Here is a 16,955-nt window from a genome sequence, read left to right as displayed (position 1 = left end):
CTGGCGCCGCCGCTATACTGCGCGCCCCTTGCGCCGGGCCGTCGCGCGCCGGCCGTGTGAAAGCGGCCGCGCTCGGCCATGCTTGTTGCCAGCTGGCGCTGGCGCTGGCGCACCGCTACCCGACGCGAAACACTCCTGCCCGCCGGCTCACGAGGCTGCCGCGGCGTCGATCTTCCATTCCAGAGGGCCATACCGACCATGGATATCCACCTGCACCCGGGCGAACTCCGGCGCAGCCTGAAGAACCGCCATATCCAGCTGATCGCCCTGGGCGGCGCCATCGGTACCGGCCTGTTCCTCGGCTCGGCCGGGGTGCTGAAAACCGCCGGTCCGTCGATGATCCTCGGCTATGCCATTGCCGGCTTCATCGCCTTCCTGATCATGCGTCAGCTCGGCGAGATGATCGTCGAGGAGCCGGTGGCCGGCTCGTTCAGCCACTTCGCCCACAAGTACTGGGGCAGCTACGCCGGCTTTCTGTCCGGCTGGAACTACTGGGTGCTGTACATCCTGGTGGGCATGGCCGAGCTGACCGCGGTGGGCAAATACATCCAGTTCTGGTGGCCCGAGGTGCCGACCTGGGCCACCGCGGCGGCGTTCTTCGTGCTGATCAACGCGATCAACCTGGCCCACGTGAAGCTGTTCGGCGAGGCCGAGTTCTGGTTCGCTATCGTCAAGGTGGTGGCCATCGTCGGCATGATCGTCCTCGGCGTGTACCTGCTGGTCAGCGGCGCGGGCGGCGAGCAGGCGCAGGTCAGCAACCTGTGGGCGCACGGCGGCTTCTTCCCCCAGGGGGTGAGCGGCCTGGTGATGGCGCTGGCCTTCATCATGTTTTCCTTCGGCGGCCTGGAGCTGGTCGGCATCACTGCCGCCGAGGCGGCCGAGCCGCGCAAGGTGATCCCCAAGGCGATCAACCAGGTGGTCTACCGCATCCTGATCTTCTACGTCGGCGCGCTCAGCGTGCTGCTCTGCCTGTATCCCTGGGACCAGTTGCTGCAGACCCTCAACGCCGCCGGCGACCCCTACAGCAGCAGCCCGTTCGTGCAGATATTCTCGCTGCTCGGCAGCGATGCGGCGGCGCACATCCTCAACTTCGTGGTGCTCACCGCCGCGCTATCGGTCTACAACAGCGGGGTCTACTGCAACAGCCGCATGCTCTACGGCCTGGCCGAGCAGGGCGATGCCCCACGGGTGTTCCTGCGCCTGAACAAGCGCGGCGTGCCGGTGCTGGCCATCGGCCTGTCGGCGCTGATCACCCTGTTCGGTGTGCTGATCAACTATCTGCTGCCCACCGGCGCGCTGGAGCTGCTGATGTCGCTGGCGGTGTCGGCGCTGGTGATCAACTGGGCGATGATCAGCTATTCGCACCTCAAGTTCCGTGCCAGCAAGGTGCGCGAAGGTGTGCAGCCGGGGTTCCCGGCGTTCTGGTATCCGTTCGCCAACTACCTGTGCCTGGCTTTCGTGGCGCTGATCCTGGTGGTGATGCTGCAGATCCCGGGGATCAACCTGTCGGTCTACGCGATCCCGGGCTGGCTGCTGCTGATCTGGATCGGCTATCGCCTGAAGCTCGCGCTGGCGGCGCGGCGCTGAACGAGGGGGGGAAAGCGGGGCGCTTGTCTCCCCTCTCCCGGTTCCGGGAGAGGGGCTGGGGGGGGAGGGCCTGGCGGCGTGGCACGTCCACCCTCACCCCAGCCCTCTCCCGCCGGCGGGAGAGGGAGCCGCCCGCTGCCAGTAGCAAGGCATGGGATGATCGCCCTGTCCGTTGGCGGGCGTCAGCAGACCCTGGCGATGGCCGCGGCCAGCTCGCCCAGGCGCTGCTCGTCGAGGCCGGCGACGTTGGCGCGGCCGCTGCCGACCATGTACACGCTGGACTCGTCGCGCAGGCGGCGCACCTGCTCGGGCGTCAGGCCGGTGTAGGAGAACATGCCGCGCTGCACGGCGATGTGGGCGAAGCGCTCGGCCAGGCCGAACGGCTGCAGCGCCTCGACCAGTCCCTGACGCAGGCGCAGCACGCGTCCGCGCATCAGGTCCAGCTCGGCCTGCCACTCGGCGCGCAGCGCGGCGTCGCCCAGGATGGTGGCGACCACCGCGGCGCCGTGGGCCGGGGGGGTCGACCACAGGTTGCGCGCCAGCGAGGCCAGCTGGCTGCGCACGTCGAGCAGCTTGTCGTGGCTGTCGGCGCAGACGATCAGCGCGCCGGTGCGCTCGCGGTACAGGCCGAAGTTCTTCGAGCAGGAGCTGGTGATCAGCAGCTCCGGCAGTTCGGCGGCGAACAGGCGCACCGCCCAGGCGTCGTCGCCCAGGCCGTCGCCGAAGCCCTGGTAGGCGAAGTCGATCAGCGGCAGCAGCTCGCGGCGGCGCACCACGTCGAGCACCTGGCGCCAGTCGTCGTGCGACAGGTCGAAGCCGGTCGGGTTGTGGCAGCAGGCGTGCAGCAGCACCACGTCGCCGCTCGGCACGCGCTCCAGGGCGGCGAGCATGGCTTCGACGTCGAGGCGGTTGTCTGCGCCGACGTAGGGGTAGTGGCCGACCTTGAGGCCGGCCTCGGCGAAGATGGTCTCGTGGATCGGCCAGGTCGGGTCGCTCAGCCAGATGCCGCGCCCCGGCAGGCAGTGGCTGAGGAAGTCCGCGGTCAGGCGCAGGGCGCCGGTGCCGCCCGGGGTCTGCGTGGTGCCGGCACGCTGGCCGGCCAGCAGCGGCGAATCCTGGCCGAGCACCAGTTGCAGCAGCTGCTCGCCGAACGCAGCATCGCCGTGGCCGCTGGTGTAGCTCTTGGTGGTTTCGCTGGCCAGCAGGCGCTGCTCGGCGTGCTTGACCGCCGCCATGATCGGCGTGCGGCCCTGGGCGTCCTTGTACACGCCGACGCCGAGGTCGAGCTTGGCCGGGCTGGGATCGGCGCGGAAGGCGTCCATCAGACCGAGAATCGGGTCGCCGGGGACGCGGGCGACGGGCTGGAAGTGACTCATGGAGATTCCTCTGCGGTGGCGAGCGGGGTCGCCTTGTCATGCGGCTGTCGAGCGCCATGGATACCCCAGCGGCCGGCCGCCTGCAGCCCAACCTGCGGCAGGCGGACGCAGCCGCCCCGGCGTTCCTGTAATGCTTTCGTTACGAATAGCCGCACAGCGCCGCTCGATAGCGGCTTCGATGCTCTTCCGCAGCGCGGATTCGTCACATATTCTTGACGCAAGAATGCGCCGCCAGGCGTTTACGACCCGACAACAAGCACAAGACGGGCACTTTCATGCGTCTCAAGGTTCACTGTCAGAATCGCGTGGGCATCCTGCGCGACATGCTCAACCTGCTGGTCGACTACGGGGTCAACGTCGCCCGTGGCGAGGTGGGCGGCGAGCAGGGCAACGCCATCTATCTGAACTGCCCCAACCTGTTCAACCTGCAGCTGCAGTCCCTGCGTCCGCGCTTCGAGGCGATTCCCGGCGTGTTCAGCGTGCAGCGCGTCGGCCTGATGCCCAGCGAGCGGCGCGCCCTCGAACTCAACGCCCTGCTCGGCGCCCTGGAGTTTCCGGTGCTGTCGGTGGACATGGCCGGGCAGATCGTCGCCGCCAACCGCGCCGCCGCCCAGTTGCTCGGCGTGCGCGTCGACGAGGTGCCGGGCATCGCCCTGTCGCGCTACGCCGAAGACTTCGACCTGCCGGCGCTGGTGCGCGCCAACAAGGCGCGGATCAACGGTCTGCGGGTCAAGGTCAAGGGCGACGTGTACCTCGCCGACATCGCCCCGCTGCAGAGCGAGGGCGAGGAGAGCGAGGCGCTGGCCGGCGCGGTGCTCACCCTGCAGCGCGCCGACCGCATCGGCGAGCACATCTACAACGTGCGTCGCCAGGAGCTGCGCGGCTTCGACAGCATCTTCCAGAGTTCCAAGGTATTGGCCGCCGTGGTCCGCGAGGCGCGGCGCATGGCGCCGCTGGATGCGCCGCTGCTGATCGAGGGCGAGACCGGCACCGGCAAGGAGCTGCTGGCGCGCGCCTGTCACCTGGCCAGCCCGCGCGGCAAGGCGCCGTTCATGGCGCTCAACTGCGCCGGCCTGCCCGAGTCGATGGCCGAGACCGAGCTGTTCGGCTACGGTCCCGGCGCCTTCGAGGGCGCCCGCCCGGAGGGCAAGCTGGGCCTGCTGGAGCTCACCGCCGGCGGCACCCTGTTCCTCGACAGCGTCGGCGAGATGAGCCCGCGCCTGCAGGGCAAGCTGCTGCGCTTTCTGCAGGATGGCGGCTTCCGCCGGGTCGGCAGCGACGAGGAGGTGCATCTCGACGTGCGGGTGATCTGCTCGACCCAGCAGGACCTCTCCGAGCTGTGCGCCCGCGGCGAATTCCGCCGCGACCTCTACCACCGCCTCAACGTGCTGTCGCTGCACATCCCGCCGCTGCGCGAATGCCTGGACGGCCTGGATGCGCTGGTGGTGCACTTCATCGACCAGGCCAGCCGGCAGATCGGCTGCCCGCTGCCGCAGCTCGCCCCGCGCGCGCTGGAGCGTCTGCGCCACTATCAATGGCCGGGCAACGTGCGCCAGCTGGAGAACGTGCTGTTCCAGGCGGTGTCGCTGTCCGACGGCAAGCTGATCAAGCCCGAACAGATCCGCCTGCCGGACTACGACGCGCCGCAGCCGCTGGGCGCCTTCAGCCTCGACGGCGGCCTCGAGCAGATCGTCGGCCGCTTCGAGAAGGTGGTGCTGGAAACCCTCTACCGCGAGCACCCGAGCAGCCGCCTGCTGGGCAAGCGCCTGGGCGTGTCGCACACCACCATCGCCAACAAGCTGCGCATGTACGGGATCGGTGGGGAGAAGGGGTAAGCGGGAAGGGGAAGGGGAAGGCGGGAAAGTCTTGCAGAACGGCCACGCCGCGCCATGTGGGGAGGCATGGCGCGGCGTGGCCGGTGTTGCGCGATCAATCGAACACGATGCCCTGGGCCAGCGGCAGTTCGCGCGAGTAGTTGACGGTGTTGGTCTGCCGGCGCATGTAGGCCTTCCAGGAATCTGAGCCCGACTCGCGACCGCCGCCGGTTTCCTTCTCGCCACCGAAGGCGCCGCCGATCTCGGCGCCACTCGGGCCGATGTTGACGTTGGCGATGCCGCAGTCGCTGCCGGCCGCGCTCTGGAAGGCTTCCGCCTCGCGCACGTCGGTGGTGAAGATGCACGAGGACAGGCCCTGCGGCACTTCGTTGTTGAGGCGCAGCGCCTCGTCGAAGTCGCGGTAGCTCAGCACGTAGAGGATCGGCGCGAAGGTCTCGTGGCGCACCACCTCGGTCTGGCCGGGCATCTCCACCAGTGCCGGGGTGACGTAGTAGGCGTCCGCATAAACGTCGGCCAGCTGACGCTCGCCACCGAACACCTGGCCACCCTCGTCGCGGGCCTTGATCAGCGCGTTCTGCATGGACTCGAAGGCCTGCCTGTCGATCAGCGGGCCGACCAGGTTGCCCTGCAGCGGGTGACCGACGCGCACCTTGGCGTAGGCGGCCTTCAGGCGACTGACGATCTCGTCCTTGACCGACTCGTGGGCGATCAGGCGGCGCAGGGTGGTGCAGCGCTGGCCGGCGGTGCCGACGGCGCTGAACAGGATGGCGCGCACAGCCATGTCCAGGTCGGCGCTGGGCGCCAGGATCATCGCGTTGTTGCCGCCCAGTTCGAGGATGCAGCGGCCGAAGCGGGCGGCGACGCGCGGGGCGACTTCGCGGCCCATGCGGGTGCTGCCGGTGGCGCTGACCAGCACCACGCGCGGGTCGGCGACCAGGGCTTCGCCGGCGTCGCGGTCGCCGACGATCAGCTGGCTGAGGCCGGCCGGCGCATCGCCGAAGGCTTTCAGCGCTTTCTCGAACAGCGCCTGGCAGGCGAGGGCGGTCAGCGGGGTCTTCTCCGACGGCTTCCACAGCACGGCATTGCCGCAGACCAGCGCCAGGGTGGCGTTCCACGCCCACACGGCGACCGGGAAGTTGAAGGCGCTGATCACGCTGACCACGCCCAGCGGGTGCCAGCTCTCGCGCATGTGGTGGCCGGGGCGCTCGGAGGCGATGGTCAGGCCGTACAGCTGGCGCGACAGGCCGACGGCGAAGTCGCAGATGTCGATCATTTCCTGCACTTCGCCCAGGCCTTCCTGGGTGATCTTGCCGGCTTCCCAGGACACCAGCTCGGCCAGGTCGGCCTTGTGGGCGCGCAGGACTTCGCCGAACAGGCGCACCAGTTCGCCGCGACGCGGGGCCGGCACGCTGCGCCAGGCCTCGAAGGCCTGCTGGGCGGCGGCAATCTTCGCCGGCACGCTGCTGGCCGGCTCCAGCGCCACGGCGCCGATGCGGCTGCCGTCGATGGGGCTGTGGATGACGTGGGCGCCTTGGCTGGCGGCCTGGGCGCTGACACCCAGACGGCTGAGAAGTTGGTCGACCATGGATGGCTCCTGTCGCGGGGTTGATTTAAATTTGGCCTCCCAGCCAGTATTAATCCGCATGTTGCGCGCTCACAAGCGAGCGTTTTTTGTTATGTCATTCCTTGAATTCATGCTTGGCCAGCCCCGGCCGCCGAGAACGCCATGTCCAAACGCCTGATGCCATCCATGACCGCGCTGCAGTGCTTCGAGGCCGTCGCGCGCCACCTGAGCTTCACCCGCGCCGCCGAGGAACTGCACCTGACGCAGAGCGCGGTGAGCAAGCAGGTCGCCCAGCTGGAGGACATGCTCCAACACCTGCTGTTCCGCCGCATCCGCCGCCGCTTGCAGCTGACCCCGGCCGGCGCGCTGTACCTGACCGAGGTCAACAAGATCCTCAAGCAGGTGGAGATGTCCACCCACTACATACTCTCCTATGGCGGCAATACCGAGGTGCTCAAGGTGGCGACCCAGCCGACCTTCGGCGCGCGCTGGCTGATTCCCCACCTCAAGGGCTTCGGCGCCGCCAACCCCAACATCCATCTCGACCTGCACAACGTGCTGGAGCCGTTCGACCTGCTGCAGGGCAAGGCCGACGTGGTGTTCTTCTTCGGTCAGGGCACCTGGCCGGGGGCCGAGTGCATCGAGCTGTTCGGCGAGACCATGGTGCCGGTGTGCGCGCCGGACCTGTGCGCCGGCGGCATCGCCAGCGCCGAACAACTGGGCGAGCAGGTGCTGCTGCAGTGCGTCTCGCGCCCGGAGGCCTGGCACGACTGGTTCCACAGCCAGGGGCTGCAGAGCAGCCACAGCTACCACGGGCCGCGCTTCGAGACCTTCTACATGTGCATCCGCGCGGCGCAGTCCGGCTGCGGCGTGGCGCTGGTGCCGCGCTTCCTGGTCGAGGACGAACTCAACGACGGCAAGCTGGTGATCGCCTGGGACCACGAGCTGCCCAGTGGCGGCAAGCACTTCATGGCCTACGCCGAACACGCCGCCGACGTACCGAAGATCCGCGCCTTCGTGCAGTGGATTCACGGCCAGCTGGAGGCGGGTTGAGCCGCGGTTAACCGTAGGGTGGAAAACCGCGCCAGCGTTTTCCACCGGTGAGCAGGGCGGTGGAAAAGACCCGCGGTCGTTTCCCACCCTACGGCAGATCCTGCAGGACAGGAAAAAAAGGAATGGGTCGGCGATTTTTTTTCGTTTGCCGGCCGACATCCATTGTCGATTTCATGAAGCGCACCCAAACCCCCTCGCGGAGCAGCGCGCCATGCAAGCGACCCACGTCAGCCAGTCCCTGGCCATCGTCCACCCGATCAGCCTCAGCCACGGCCGCAACGCCGAGGTCTGGGATACCCAGGGCAAGCGCTACATCGACTTCGTCGGCGGCATCGGCGTGCTCAACCTCGGCCATTGCCATCCGCGCATCGTCGAGGCGGTGCGCGAGCAGGCCGGACGGCTGACCCACTCGGCGTTCAACGCGCTGCCCCACGAGGGTTACAGTCAGTTGCTGGCGGCCCTGGCGCGCTTCGTGCCGGTGTCCTACCCACTGTCCGGCATGCTCACCAACAGCGGCGCCGAGGCCACCGAGAACGCGCTGAAGATCGTCCGCGCCGCCACCGGTCGCAGTGCGGTGATCGCCTTCGACGGCGGCTTCCACGGCCGCACCCTGGCCGCGCTCAATCTCAACGGCAAGGTCGCGCCCTACAAGCAGAAGGTCGGCAGCCTGCCCGGCCCGGTGTACCACCTGCCGTACCCGAGCGTGGACAACGGCGTCAGCGTCGAGGTCGCCCGCGCGGCGATGGAGCGCCTGTTCAGCGTGGAGATCGACGTCGAGGAAGTCGGCTGCTTCATCCTCGAGGCGGTGCAGGGCGAGGGCGGCTTCCAGGCGCTCGACGCCGGCTTCGCCCAGTACCTGCGGTGCTTCTGCGACGAGCGCGGCATCCTGCTGATCGTCGACGAGATCCAGTCCGGCTTCGGCCGCACCGGCCAGCGCTTCGCCTTCTCGCGCCTCGGCATCGAGCCGGACCTGCTGCTGCTCGGCAAGAGCATCGCCGGCGGCCTGCCGCTGGGCGCGGTGGTCGGCCGCCAGCACCTGCTCGATGCGCTGCCCAAGGGCGGCCTGGGCGGCACCTATTCCGGCAACCCGCTGGCCTGCGCGGCGGCATTGGCCAGCCTCGAGCTGATGAACGACGCCAACCTGGCGACCTGGGGCGAGCGCCAGGAGCAGTGCATCCTGCGCCACTACCAGGCCTGGCAGGACAGCGAGCTGGCCCCGGCGCTGGCGCGCCTGACCGGGGTCGGTGCCATGCGCGGCATCGAGCTGCGCGCAGTCGACGGCGGGCCGGGCAGCGAACGCCTCGCCCGCCTGCTGGCCGCCGCCCGCGAGGCCGGCCTGCTGCTGATGCCGAGCGGCAAGTACCGCCACATCATCCGCCTGCTGGCGCCGCTGACCGCCGAGGAAGAGATCCTCGATGCGGGCATGGCGATCTTCCGCCGTAGCCTGCAGGCGAGCCTCTGAGGATTCCTTTCGGGAATCAAGTGCAGAGAAATTGTCGTTTGAGCGGTGGATCAGTCCTCAGCAGAATGAAATCAAGGGCCGATTTCCCGAGCCACCGAGCAGCCTGCCAGCGGCGGGCACCGTGAGGAGTGCAGTGCGATGAACCAGAACGCCTTTGTCAGCCCGGACGAGATCCGCGCGCGTTTCTCCCTGGCCATGTCGGCGATGTACCAGAGCGAGGTGCCGCTGTACGGCGAGCTGCTCGACCTGGTCGGCCGGGTCAATCGCCGGGCGCTGGGCGACAACCCGCCGCTGGCCGAAGCGATGCGCGCCAACGGTGACCTGCAGCGTCTCGAGGAGGAGCGCCACGGCGCCATCCGCCTGGGCAGCGCGCAGGAGCTGGCGACCATGGCGCGCCTGTTCGCGGTGATGGGCATGCAGCCGGTGAGCTACTACGACCTGGCCTGTGCCGGCGTGCCGGTGCATGCCACCGCGTTCCGCGCGGTCGACGAGGCGTCGCTCAAGCGCAGCCCGTTCCGCGTGTTCACCTCGCTGCTGCGCCTGGAGCTGATCGACGACCCGGCACTGCGCCAGCAGGCGGCACAGATCCTCGCCGGCCGGGAGATCTTCACCGCGCCGGCTCTGGCAATGATCGAGCAGTTCGAGCGCGCCGGCGGGCTGACCGCGGAGCAGGCGGGGGTGTTCATCCGCGAGGCGCTGCAGACCTTCCGCTGGCACCGCCAGGCGCGGGTCAGCGCCGAGGTCTACCACCAGTTGCAGGCGCAGCACCGGCTGATCGCCGACGTGGTGGCCTTCCAGGGGCCGCACATCAACCACCTGACGCCCTGCACCCTGGACATCGACGCGGTGCAGGCCGGCATGCCCGAACGCGGCATGCATGCCAAGGAACTGGTGGAAGGGCCGCCGCCGCGGCGCTGCCCGATCCTGCTGCGCCAGACCAGCTTCAAGGCGCTCGACGAGGCGGTGCAGTTCGCCTGCGGCACGCCGGGCTGGCACAGCGCGCGCTTCGGCGAGATCGAGCAGCGCGGCGCGGCGCTGACCGCCAAGGGTCGCGCGCTGTACGACCAGCTGCTCGGCGCCACCCGCGAGCGCTGCCGCGCCGTGCCGGCGGCCGAATACCCCCAGGCCTACGCCGAGGCCCTGCGCCAGTGTTTCGCCGACTTCCCCGACGACCTTGAGGTGCTGCGCCGCGAGGGCCTGGTCTACGGCCGTTACCAGGTGACCGAGGCCGGTCGGGCGGCCCGTCACGAGATCTGCCTGGCGGGTGACCGCGAGGCGCTGCTGGCGGCCGGCCTGCTGCGCTGGCAGCCGCAGCTCTACGAGGACTTCCTGCCGGTCAGTGCGGCGGGCATCTTCCAGTCCAACCTGGGCGACAGCCGCCGCGACGCCTACGACCAGTCGGCCAACCGCGCCGAGTTCGAGCGCGCCCTCGGCCGCCCGGTGCTCGATGAGATGGCGCTGTATGCCCGCACCCAGCAGGCCTCGCTGGAGGCCTGTGCGCAGGAGCTCGGGCTGCCCCGACTGGCCTGAGCGCCGCCACAGCACTGACGACGGGCGATATTGCCTGTCGTACAACTTTTCCTCATCCCCGGTTGCCCGAGCGCCGGGGATTTTTGTTTTCAGATCAACAACGCGGGGTGGCTTGGTCAGTAGATTTTGGAATGGAAAGCGTCGTTCTTTTCGTTTGAACGGCGTCCGCGGAGTTGCTTTCATCGGGTTGTAACCAATGCCTAACTCGCCAGCCGGATCACTGCGGCCTGACGCGAGGACAAGAACAACAAAGGTGTAGCCATGCAAGCATCCGCCCCCGCTCTGGAAGTCCGCGACCTGCACAAGCGCTACGGCGATCTCGAGGTACTCAAGGGCATCTCGCTGACCGCCCGCGATGGCGACGTGATCTCCATCCTCGGCTCCTCCGGCTCCGGCAAGTCGACCTTCCTGCGTTGCATCAATCTGCTTGAGAACCCCTGCAAGGGCGAGATCCACGTCGCCGGCGAGCAGCTCAAGCTGAAGACCGCCCGCGAGGGGCACCTGGTCGCCGCCGACAACAAGCAGATCAACCGCCTGCGCAGCGAGCTGGGCTTCGTGTTCCAGAACTTCAACCTGTGGCCGCACATGAGCGTGCTCGACAACATCATCGAGGCGCCGCGCCGCGTGCTGGGGCTGTCCCGGGCCGAGGCCACCGAGCGCGCCGAGGCGCTGCTGGCCAAGGTCGGCATCGCCGACAAGCGCCACGTCTATCCCACCCAGCTGTCCGGCGGCCAGCAGCAGCGCGCGGCCATCGCCCGCACCCTGTGCATGGAGCCCAAGGTCATCCTGTTCGACGAGCCGACCTCGGCCCTCGACCCGGAGATGGTCCAGGAAGTCCTCAACGTGATCCGCGCGCTGGCCGAGGAGGGCCGCACCATGCTGCTGGTCACCCACGAGATGAACTTCGCCCGCCAGGTGTCCAGCGAGGTGGTGTTCCTCCACCAGGGCCGCGTCGAGGAGCAGGGCACCCCGGATCAGGTCTTCGACAACCCGCAGTCCGCGCGTTGCCAGCAGTTCATGTCCAGCAATCACTGATCGGAGCAATTCACATGCATAACTACAAGAAAGTGCTGCTCATTGCCGCCAGCGTCCTCGGCCTCGCCGGCCAGGCCGACGCCGCCGACAAGCTGCGGGTCGGTACCGAAGGCGCCTACCCGCCCTTCAACCTGGTCGATGCCCGCGGCAAGGTCGGCGGCTTCGACGTGGATATCGCCAACGCCTTGTGCGCCAAGATGCAGGTCGAGTGCGAAGTGGTCACCTCCGACTGGGACGGCATCATCCCGGCGTTGAACGCCAAGAAGTTCGACTTCATCGCCGCCTCCATGTCGATCACCGACGAGCGCAAGCAGGCGGTGGACTTCACCGACGCCTACTACACCAACAAGCTGCAGTTCATCGCACCCAAGTCGGACACCTTCAAGACCGACGAAGCCAGCCTCAAGGGCAAGGTGATCGGCGCGCAGCGTGCCACCATCGCCGGCACCTGGCTGGAGGACAACCTCGGCGACGTGGTGAAGGTGAAGCTCTACGACACCCAGGAAAACGCCTACCTCGACCTGGCCGCCGGCCGCGTCGACGGCGTGCTGGCCGACAAGCTGGTCAACTGGGAATGGCTGAAGAGCGAGCCTGGTCAGGGCTTCGAGTTCAAGGGCGAGCCGGTGTACGACAACGACAAGATCGGCATCGCCCTGCGCAAGGGCGACGACGCCCTGCGCGAGAGGCTGAATGTCGCGCTGCAGGCCATGGTTGCCGACGGCACCTACCAGCAGATCAACGACAAGTACTTCCCGTTCAGCATCAAGTGACGGGCGGCGCCCGGCTGCGGCCGGGCGCACTGGCCGGCGAGGGTGACCAACATGTTTCTCGATTTGCACGGTTTTGGGCCCGCCCTGCTGGCGGGCACCTGGATCACCATCCAGTTGGCGCTGGCGTCGCTGGCGGTAGGGCTGGTGCTGGGCCTGCTCGGCGCGCTGGCCAAGACCTCGAAGTACGGAGCGCTGCAGTGGCTGGGCTCGAGCTACTCGACCCTGGTGCGCGGCGTGCCGGAGCTGCTCTGGGTGCTGCTGATCTACTTCGGCAGCGTCAACCTGATGCGCGCCCTGGCTGATGCGCTGGGCATGCACAGTCTGGAACTGAGCCCGTTCGCCGCCGGCGTGCTGGCGCTGGGCCTGTGCTTCGGCGCCTACGCCACGGAGGTGTTCCGCGGCGCCATCCTGTCGATTCCCAAGGGCCACTGCGAGGCCGGTCAGGCCCTCGGCCTCGGCAAGGTGACCATCCTCTGGCGCCTGATCCTGCCGCAGATGTGGCGCCTCGCCCTGCCGGGGCTGGGCAACCTGTTCATGATCCTGATGAAGGACACCGCGCTGATCTCGGTGATCGGCCTGGAGGAAATCATGCGTCACTCGCAGATCGCCGTGACCGCCAGCAAGCAGCCGTTCACCTTCTACCTGGCGGCGGCCTGCATCTACCTGTGCCTGACCGTAGTCGCCATGGGCAGCCTGGCGCTGATGGAGAAGCGCGCCGCGCGCGGCTTCCGGAGATCCTACGCATGAACTGGGAATTGATGATCAAGTGGACGCCGCGCCTGCTCGAAGGCGCCTGGCTGACCCTGGAACTGGTGGGCATCGCCGTGCTGGCCGGGCTGATCCTGGCGATCCCGCTGGGCGTGATGCGCAGCTCGCGGCTGGCCTGGGTGCGCGCGCTGCCCTATGGCTACATCTTCTTCTTCCGCGGCACGCCGCTGCTGGTGCAGCTGTTCCTGGTCTACTACGGCATGGCGCAGTTCGAGGCGGTCCGCCAGAGCGCGCTGTGGCCGGTACTGCGCGATCCCTACTGGTGCGCGGTGATCACCATGACCCTGCACACCGCGGCCTACATCGCCGAGATCCTGCGCGGCGCCATCCAGGCCATCCCGCATGGCGAGATCGAGGCGGCGCGGGCGCTGGGCATGTCGCGCTGGCAGGCGCTGCTGCACATCATCCTGCCGCGTGCGGCGCGCATCGCCCTGCCGGCCTACAGCAACGAGGTGATCCTGATGCTCAAGGCCAGCGCCCTGGCCAGCACCATCACCCTGCTGGAGCTGACCGGCATGTCGCGCACCATCATCGCCCGCACCTACCAGCCGGTGGAGATCTTCCTGATGGCCGGGGTGTTCTACCTGCTGGCCGCCTACGCCCTGGTGCGCCTGTTCCGCCTGCTGGAAAAGCGTCTGCGGGTCGACGCCTGCCAGGGGCGCTGAGCAGGACCCGTTTGGTGCCAGGCATCGTCTGCTACGGGGAGCGATGCCCTTATGCCCGGCTGCCGCAAGGTGGCCGGGTTTTTCTATCACCGGCTCCGGGGCAGCGGCAGGCACTTTGCGCAGGTCGGGCCCTTCCGGGGCCGGTGGTTTGTTTTGCTACGATGGCGACTTTGCAGTCGCCGGTAATCCGCTGATGTCCGAACTTTCCACCATCCGTCTCGACGATATCGATCGTCAGCTGATCGCCGCCCTGCAGGTCGATGCCCGCGAGAGCGTGGCCATGCTCGCGCGCCGGCTCGGCATCGCCCGCACCACGGTGATCTCGCGCCTGGCGCGCCTGGAGAAGGGCAAGGTCATCACCGGCTACGGCGTGCGCCTGAGCCAGCGCGTGCTGGAGGGCGGCCTGCAGGCCTACGTCGGCATCACCCTGCAGCCGCGCTCGGGCAAGGAGGTGCTGCGCCGGCTGAGCAACATGCCCGAGGTGCAGCAGCTGTGCACGGTGAGCGGCGAGTTCGACTTCGTCGCCTGGCTGCATGCGGAGACCCCCGAGCGGCTGGACCAGCTGCTCGACGAGATCAGTGCGGTGGACGGCGTGGAGAAGACCAACACCTCGATCATCCTGTCCTGCAAGCTCGATCGCGGCGGGCGGCTGTAGCGCTACGCCGCGCCTCACTCAACCCTTCGCCAGCTGCCAGAGCCGGGCGATGTCCACGGCGCGCTGGCGCAGCAGGCGCGGCGCGTCGGCGAGGGCGTCGGCCAGGCTGATCGGACCGGGCGCCAGACTGAAGGCGGCGTCGATGCCGTGCCCGTAGAGCTGCTGGTAGCCCTCGCCGAGCATCCCGGCCAGCGCGACCACCGGCACGCCGTGGCGCTTGGCGATGCTCGCCACACCCATCGGTGTCTTGCCGTGCAGGGTCTGCAGGTCGAGCCGTCCCTCGCCGGTGATCACCAGATCGGCGCCGATCACCGCCTGCTCCAGCCCGCTGACCTCGGCGACCAGCTCGATGCCGGGGCGGAAGGTCGCCGCCAGGAAGGTCCGCGCGGCGAAGCCGATACCGCCGGCCGCGCCGCAGCCGGGCAGATCGCGCCCGTCGCGGCCGAGAGTTTGCGCGCAGACGTCGGCGAAGTGGCCGAGGGCGGCGTCGAGCTGGCGCACCTGCTCCGGCGTCGCTCCCTTCTGCGGGCCGAACACCTGCGCGGCGCCGTGCGGCCCGCACAGCGGGTTGTCGACGTCGCAGGCCACCTCGAAGTCCACCTGCGCCAGGCGTGGATCGAGGCCGCTCAGGTCAATGCGCGCCAGCTGCGCCAGCGCCGCGCCGCCGCACGCCAACGGTCGGCCCTCGGCATCCTCTAAACGTGCGCCGAGGGCGCGCAGCATGCCGCTGCCGGCATCGTTGGTGGCGCTGCCGCCGAAACCGAGGACGATCCGCTCGGCGCCGGCATCCAGCGCGGCGCGGATCAGCTCGCCAGTGCCCCAGGTGCAGGCGCGCAGCGCATCGCGCCGCTCCGCCGCCACCAGATGCAGGCCGCTGGCGGCGGCCATCTCGATCACCGCGCTGCGGCTTTCGGCGATCCAGCCCCAAGTGGCCGCCACTGGCTCGCCGAGTGGGTCGCGCACCACCGTCTCCCGGTACTCGCCCCCGGTCGCGGCGACCAGCGCCACCACCGTGCCTTCGCCGCCGTCGGCCATCAGCCGGCAGAGCAGCTCGGCCTGCGGCCAGACCTCGCGCAACCCGGCGGCAATGGCCGCGGCCACCTCGGCGGCGGACAGGCTTTCCTTGAACGAATCGGGGGCGATGACGATTTTCATGCGGACCTGCTCTCGGGCTGCTGGGTTGAGGCAAACCTACCCCGAAAGGCAGGCGGGGCGGTCGTAACCGGCCAGGCCATTTAACCCGAAACGCCGGGATTGCGTGCACACTCCCGGTTGTTTTTCCACGGTACACCGCGCTACCCTCGACGCCTGCCAAACATCTTTCGCAAAAGGACTTGCTGCCATGGTGTATAACCGCCAACTCACCCCAGGCTACCTCCGAAAACTGCATTCCAGAGCGGTCTGGCTTGCGCGTCCTTGAATTTTATCCACCAGTCCCGTTCGGGGTGTTATGCACCAGTTGGTGTCTATTTATAGTTAGAGCACAAGGAGAAAATTCGTGCGCGCCGCAGTTACATTGATAAAATTTTTACTAATACCATTTTTCGCCATAGCATTTTTCGGCGGATTTTCAAAATTTGCTGTCATGCCATTGACGGATTTAATCCCAGCAAACCCCAACAACTCAATGACAGGCATCTTACTTTCATCAGTCGCGCTAAATTTTATTCTGATTTCGCTTGCCGCATCAATCATAGCTTTTCCAGTCGCGTACATTTACAAAAAATACGCACCACTTGCTGCCCTTGCGATATATACCCCTATTTTATTTTTCAGCATCACAGCGCTTAAGGTCGAAGGCCTCAATCTTCTCTTTTCAACCTCATACCCACTACTCACTGAACTAATATTAATTCCACTTTCAGCCCACAGAGCGTGGCTTTACCTTGAAACCTCGCGCTCTAACTAATGGTTCAAGTCGTTCGCTTCGCTCACTCGGGACGTCCAAAAGCTGCGCTTTTGTCCGCCCCTTAACCAAACGTTATACGGCCAAGGAAGCCCCCCGCTATGGCTATCAGGCGAGCCATCAGAGCCTACAGCAACTCAAGCGAGCATGAGCTCTGGGCACTGCCGATTCATGACTTTGATCTTGAGGCCTTTCAGGCTGAGTTCCAGCTGGAAGTTGGCGACCCTATGTACGATTGCTGGCCTATAACCCTAGAGAGGCTTCCATTCCTCAGCAGGCACATCGTCAATCCACATGGATGGGATTTCAATAATGTTTCTTACTTAATTGAGGCTGAGGCCGCATAACAATGCGCTCAACTCCGCTCACTTCGTTCGCTGGACAGTCAAACGCTACGCGCTTGCCTGCCCGTTAGCTTAATCGTTGAGGCTGTAGAAAAACCTGCTGCTGGCCCGCCCCGAGGCTGATACCCTCCAACCCATCCATTCGCAGGGAGGCGCGAGGCGATGCCTCGGTTCAAGACCGTTCACAAGGGACTCAAACTGCTCCCCGTGGATTTCGACAAGCAGTTGCTGCCCGGCAGCTTCGAGCACGCCCTGTGCTATCTGGTCGACCACGAACTGGACCTTTCCGAATTCCACGCCCGTTACCGCAACGATGTCGAAGGCGCTCCGGCCTTCGATCCGGCGGTGCTGCTGAAGATCGTCCTGCTGGCCTACAGCCGCGGCATCGTCAGCAGCCGCAAGATG

Annotated in this window: 16 protein-coding genes; 12 read left to right on the top strand and 4 right to left on the bottom strand. The window is 67.3% G+C overall.

Annotation, left to right across the window (positions count from 1 at the left end; genetic code table 11):
• Positions 1-198 precede the first annotated feature (198 nt).
• Complete coding sequence (locus BM297_RS16635) at positions 199-1,587, top strand: amino acid permease (RefSeq protein ID WP_092433554.1); 1,389 nt, start codon at positions 199-201, stop codon at positions 1,585-1,587.
• Between the two features lie 182 nt (positions 1,588-1,769).
• Here BM297_RS16635 and BM297_RS16630 read toward each other — a convergent pair whose 3' ends face one another.
• Positions 1,770-2,963 (bottom strand): amino acid aminotransferase, encoded by a 1,194-nt coding sequence (locus tag BM297_RS16630; protein ID WP_092433552.1) that lies wholly within the window; start codon positions 2,961-2,963, stop codon positions 1,770-1,772.
• A gap of 275 nt (positions 2,964-3,238) precedes the next feature.
• Here BM297_RS16630 and BM297_RS16625 point away from each other — a divergent pair, with 275 nt between their 5' ends.
• Positions 3,239-4,798: a sigma-54-dependent transcriptional regulator gene (locus tag BM297_RS16625; RefSeq protein ID WP_092433549.1), complete on the top strand. Its 1,560-nt coding sequence runs from the start codon at positions 3,239-3,241 to the stop codon at positions 4,796-4,798.
• A 94-nt stretch (positions 4,799-4,892) separates the two neighbouring features.
• On the opposite strand, the gene amaB is transcribed toward BM297_RS16625, so the two are convergent.
• Entirely contained in the window at positions 4,893-6,383 is a 1,491-nt protein-coding gene (amaB, locus tag BM297_RS16620; protein WP_092433547.1) for an L-piperidine-6-carboxylate dehydrogenase, read from the bottom strand.
• Positions 6,384-6,524: 141 nt separating this feature from the next.
• Here amaB and BM297_RS16615 point away from each other — a divergent pair, with 141 nt between their 5' ends.
• The 8 genes from BM297_RS16615 to BM297_RS16580 all read left to right on the top strand — a co-directional run bounded on the left by BM297_RS16615 (position 6,525) and on the right by BM297_RS16580 (position 14,300).
• Positions 6,525-7,415: a LysR family transcriptional regulator gene (locus BM297_RS16615; protein ID WP_092433545.1), complete on the top strand. Its 891-nt coding sequence runs from the start codon at positions 6,525-6,527 to the stop codon at positions 7,413-7,415.
• A 211-nt stretch (positions 7,416-7,626) separates the two neighbouring features.
• The gene (locus BM297_RS16610) at positions 7,627-8,877 is read left to right on the top strand and encodes a 2-aminoadipate transaminase (protein WP_092433544.1); all 1,251 of its coding nucleotides are present in this window, start codon (positions 7,627-7,629) and stop codon (positions 8,875-8,877) included.
• Positions 8,878-9,015: 138 nt separating this feature from the next.
• Positions 9,016-10,407: a 2-oxoadipate dioxygenase/decarboxylase HglS gene (hglS, locus tag BM297_RS16605; RefSeq protein WP_092433542.1), complete on the top strand. Its 1,392-nt coding sequence runs from the start codon at positions 9,016-9,018 to the stop codon at positions 10,405-10,407.
• Between the two features lie 261 nt (positions 10,408-10,668).
• The gene (locus tag BM297_RS16600; RefSeq protein ID WP_092433540.1) at positions 10,669-11,442 is read left to right on the top strand and encodes an ABC transporter ATP-binding protein; all 774 of its coding nucleotides are present in this window, start codon (positions 10,669-10,671) and stop codon (positions 11,440-11,442) included.
• Positions 11,443-11,456: 14 nt separating this feature from the next.
• Positions 11,457-12,212, top strand: coding sequence for an ABC transporter substrate-binding protein (locus tag BM297_RS16595; protein WP_092433538.1), 756 nt, complete (start codon positions 11,457-11,459; stop codon positions 12,210-12,212).
• 51 nt (positions 12,213-12,263) lie between these two features.
• Complete coding sequence (locus tag BM297_RS16590) at positions 12,264-12,959, top strand: ABC transporter permease (RefSeq protein WP_092433536.1); 696 nt, start codon at positions 12,264-12,266, stop codon at positions 12,957-12,959.
• A complete protein-coding gene (locus tag BM297_RS16585) occupies positions 12,956-13,645 on the top strand; it encodes an ABC transporter permease (RefSeq protein ID WP_092433534.1) in 690 nt (229 codons plus the stop codon). Before BM297_RS16590 ends, BM297_RS16585 begins: the two co-directional genes overlap by 4 nt.
• A 193-nt stretch (positions 13,646-13,838) precedes the next feature.
• Positions 13,839-14,300, top strand: a complete 462-nt coding sequence (locus tag BM297_RS16580; RefSeq protein WP_092433532.1) for an Lrp/AsnC family transcriptional regulator — start codon at positions 13,839-13,841, stop codon at positions 14,298-14,300.
• 18 nt (positions 14,301-14,318) lie between these two features.
• Here the strand turns inward: BM297_RS16580 and BM297_RS16575 are convergent, their stop codons facing one another.
• Positions 14,319-15,455 (bottom strand): glycerate kinase, encoded by a 1,137-nt coding sequence (locus BM297_RS16575; RefSeq protein WP_092433530.1) that lies wholly within the window; start codon positions 15,453-15,455, stop codon positions 14,319-14,321.
• 321 nt (positions 15,456-15,776) lie between these two features.
• Positions 15,777-15,995, bottom strand: a complete 219-nt coding sequence (locus BM297_RS21640) for a hypothetical protein (protein WP_139231075.1) — start codon at positions 15,993-15,995, stop codon at positions 15,777-15,779.
• 312 nt (positions 15,996-16,307) lie between these two features.
• On the opposite strand from BM297_RS21640, the gene BM297_RS22415 reads away from it, so the two are divergent.
• Entirely contained in the window at positions 16,308-16,553 is a 246-nt protein-coding gene (locus tag BM297_RS22415; RefSeq protein WP_092433528.1) for a DUF7683 domain-containing protein, read from the top strand.
• Positions 16,554-16,712: 159 nt separating this feature from the next.
• Positions 16,713-16,955, top strand: a 243-nt coding sequence (locus BM297_RS16565; RefSeq protein ID WP_139231074.1) for a transposase, incomplete at its 3' end; no start/stop codon positions are given.

Source organism: Geopseudomonas sagittaria, assembly GCF_900115715.1.
In the GTDB taxonomy this organism is placed as follows: domain Bacteria; phylum Pseudomonadota; class Gammaproteobacteria; order Pseudomonadales; family Pseudomonadaceae; genus Geopseudomonas; species Geopseudomonas sagittaria.
This window is presented reverse-complemented; position numbering and strand designations above follow the sequence as displayed.